4 protein-coding genes are annotated in these 3,388 nt (G+C 63.1%); 3 read left to right on the top strand and 1 reads right to left on the bottom strand.

All coding sequences use genetic code 11. The annotated features are described in order from the left end of the window. The 3 genes from ACFCU0_RS12385 to ACFCU0_RS12375 form a co-directional block, all read left to right on the top strand. A partial coding sequence (locus ACFCU0_RS12385; RefSeq protein WP_434973990.1) for a Tll0287-like domain-containing protein occupies positions 1–462 on the top strand: 462 nt, incomplete at its 5' end. A gap of 295 nt (positions 463–757) precedes the next feature. Beyond that, complete coding sequence (locus tag ACFCU0_RS12380) at positions 758–1,681, top strand: DUF1641 domain-containing protein (RefSeq protein WP_434973989.1); 924 nt, start codon at positions 758–760, stop codon at positions 1,679–1,681. Positions 1,682–1,738: 57 nt separating this feature from the next. Continuing rightward, positions 1,739–2,938, top strand: coding sequence for an NAD(P)/FAD-dependent oxidoreductase (locus ACFCU0_RS12375; protein ID WP_434973988.1), 1,200 nt, complete (start codon positions 1,739–1,741; stop codon positions 2,936–2,938). 103 nt (positions 2,939–3,041) lie between these two features. Here the strand turns inward: ACFCU0_RS12375 and ACFCU0_RS12370 are convergent. Then, a partial coding sequence (locus tag ACFCU0_RS12370; protein WP_434973987.1) for a hypothetical protein occupies positions 3,042–3,388 on the bottom strand: 347 nt, incomplete at its 5' end.

Here is a 3,388-nt window from a genome sequence, read left to right as displayed (position 1 = left end):
ATGCGCTCGCAGCTCGCGACGACGTTCGACCCGGACAACGTGACGAAAAAAACGTTTCAGCGCGTCTGTAAACCGGTCGGAAAGCGGGCGAAAACGGTCGCACGTGATAGCGGATGGGTGGTGCAGCAACTCGCGGAGAAGTTCCGGAATCCGGCACATCAGCTGGATTCGATCGCCGCGCAGGCGTACGACCGCTTCGAGGCCAACCCCGGTCGGACGGCTCTGTGGCGTCGCACAACGCTCAACGGGACCGAGGGATGGCGCTATTTTCACCGGATCACCGTCGAACCGAGTTGCCTCGCATGTCACGGCCCCAAAGACGAGCGACCGGCCTTCATCCGCACCGCCTACCCGGACGACCGAGCCCACGGCTTTTCTCCGGGCGATCTCCGCGGGCTCTACGCGGTCTTCGTACCGGACGTGGACTCGGCAGACGAGCGCGCTTCGACGCCGGGACCATAACCCGGGGGCGCGACGGTCTCGCTTCCGACCGCTACGGATGAGGTAGGCAGAACCGGTCGCACGACGAAATCCGGCCCGCCCCTACGCGAACTGTCACGGAGCGGAGCATGCATGAGAAACAAACGGTAGCGTTACTTGTTAATACACGTACTAATGTCCTGAACATGCAGGCATGGGTCGAACACGCCTGGCCCGGTTGGACCGCCGCTCTCATCCACCTCGTCTCTCTCCGCGCGGTTCTACCTGGGCCCCGGCGTCCGCGCTCACTCTTCCGTTCACATTTGCCGTCCGTTCCATGGAATCCACCGCCCGAACCAACGGCGCTTCATCGCTGGAAAAGCGCTTACATGATCCCGAGACCGTCCAGAAGTTGAACCATCTGCTCGACCAGCTCGACACCATCGAGCGGGCAGTCGACACCCTGGAGCGGCTGGAGCACCAGCTGCCGATGGCCCTGAGCACGGCCGCGGACGTACTCGACGACGAACTCACCCGCGCCGCCGAACGCGGCGTGGTGCTCGACGAACGAGCCGGCGAGGCCCTTCGGCTGGCGGAGAAGCTAACCGAACCCGACACCGTCGAGACGCTGACGCGCCTCATCGACCGGCTGGACCGACTCGAACAGATCGCGGACCTCGCCGACCAGGTGCCCGCAGCCATGGCCACAACCGTGGACACCCTCGACGAAGCGCTTACCCGGGCAGCGGATCGTGGCGTCGTCCTCGACGAACGGATGCGCGAAGGGCTCGCTCTGCTGGAGGTCTTGACCGAGCCGAAGACCGCACAGTCCCTGGGTGAACTAGCCGGCCGATCCGAACAGATCGCTGAACTCGCAAAGCTCGCCGATCACGCGCCCCGGGCCATCGCTACCGTGATAGACATCATTGATGCGGAGTACGCCCGCGCCGCAGACGCCGGGTTCGACCCCGAACGGGCTCTCCGCGATGCTGCCTCTGCCCTCGGCAAGTTGTCCGAGGTCTTCCGCACCAACGAGTTTCGAGCTCTGCTCGACTCCGGCGTACTGGACCCCGAAGCCCTGCAGGTCATCGGCGGACTCGGCACCGCCCTCGTCGAAAGCCAGAAAGAGGCCACGCGCGGCGAGACGCCGAAGCGTGGCATGTTCGGCCTCCTCGGCGCCCTCCGCGACCCAGACGTGCAGCACGCGGTCGGCTTCCTCACAAGCTTCGCCAAACGCTTCGGTCGCCAGCTTCGCCCCTAACGTGCCGACGCCACCCCCTGACCCACACGTTTCTCCTCCCATCTCACGACTGATCCCATGAAAGACCATTATCGCGTACTCGTTGTCGGAGGCGGCACCGGTGGACTCATGGTCGCCTCGCAACTGCTTCAGCACGAAGACGACCTCGACATCGCCGTGATCGAGCCATCCGACAAACATTACTATCAGCCGCTCTGGACGCTGGTCGGCGGCGGCGTTTTCCCGAAGGAGGAGTCCGAACGCGACGAAGCGGACTTCATCCCGGATGGGGCCGATTGGATCCAGGATGCCGTCGCCGAACTGCACCCCGAGGAAAACCGCGTTACGCTGAAAAGTGGCGAGAGCGTCGGGTACGACCACCTCGTGATGGCGGCCGGCATTCAGATCGACTGGGATGCCATCCCCGGCATGGCCGACGGACTCAAGCACCCGGGCAGCGGCGTCGTCTCCAACTACTCGTTCGACACATGCGAGAAGACCTGGGAAGCCATCGAGGCGTTTCCGAAGGGGGGTACCGCGCTGTTCACCGAACCCACGACGGGGGTCAAGTGCGGCGGAGCCCCGCAGAAGATCATGTACCTTGCCGACGAAGCCTTTCGGCGAAACAGCGTCCGTGACGGCAGCCGAATCGCGTTCATGAAAGCGAAAGGCAAGCTCTTCTCTTCCCCCAAGTACGAGCGCACGCTTTACGACGTGGTAAAGCGCAAGGACATCGAGGTCAACCTGATGACGGAGCTCGTGGAGGTACGCCCCGACGAGCGCGAGGCTGTATTCAAGAACATTGAAACCGGGGACGCGCACACCGAGCACTACGACCTGATCCACGTCGTGCCGCCGATGACGGCACCGGATTTCATCGCGCAAAGCGATCTGGCCGACGAGGAAGGATGGGTGGACGTCGATTCCGGCTCGTTGCGCCATACACGCTACGAAAACGTGTACGCGCTGGGAGACAACTCCAACCTTCCCACGTCGAAAACCGGCGCAGCCATCCGCAAACAAGCGCCGATCCTGGTCGATCAACTGCTCGCCGCCCTCCATGATCGCGAGCCGCTTAATGGACGCTATAACGGCTACACGTCGTGCCCGCTCGTGACCGGCTATGGAAAACTGGTGCTCGCTGAATTTGACTACGACAAGAATCCCGAGGAGAGCTTTCCCTTCGACCAGTCCAAGGAGCGATATTCGATGTATGCCCTGAAAGCCTATGGCTTGCCGCGCATGTACTGGAACGGCATGTTGCGCGGCCGGATGTAACGGATAGACGCCCGCAGGGGCCCTCCTTTCATTTGGGAGCCGGTGTCCGCGACGGCGGGTGCCGGCTCTGTTTTACGCGAGACCGAACGCTGGAAGAGGTTCTCTAAAAGCGCAGACGCAACGAGAGGCCGGAGGCGACCTGCCCGCCGGGCAAAGCGATTGCCGTCGGTCGCACGGCAACGGTCTCGGATTTCCCACCACAGAACCGGTCCGGAGTCGTGTCCATGGACCATCCCACGCCTGCCATCATCACGAGAAAACCGGGAAGCGAGTATGCAACAATCTTAAACGGAGCGGTCAGGATGGCGCCGAAGCCATCGTCTTCCGTTTGGTCGAGGGCGAGCTTCACTCCAGCGACCATTCCGAGCAGTCCCGTTCCGCGAATGCTCGTACCAAGCACGGCCCGCCGCGAGTCGCGTACGCACCAGTGGCCCATGGACGGTCCAACCA

Origin of the sequence: Longibacter sp. (assembly GCF_051155795.1) — a bacterium.
Taxonomy (GTDB): Bacteria; Bacteroidota; Rhodothermia; order Rhodothermales; family Salinibacteraceae; genus Longibacter.
This window is presented reverse-complemented; position numbering and strand designations above follow the sequence as displayed.

Bases quoted from the DNA above. Each gene is read 5' to 3' on its own strand.
- ACFCU0_RS12380 (WP_434973989.1), top strand. From the start codon at position 758: ATGGAATCCACCGCCCGAACCAACGGCGCTTCATCGCTGGAAAAGCGC.
- ACFCU0_RS12375 (WP_434973988.1), top strand. From the start codon at position 1,739: ATGAAAGACCATTATCGCGTACTCGTTGTCGGAGGCGGCACCGGTGGA.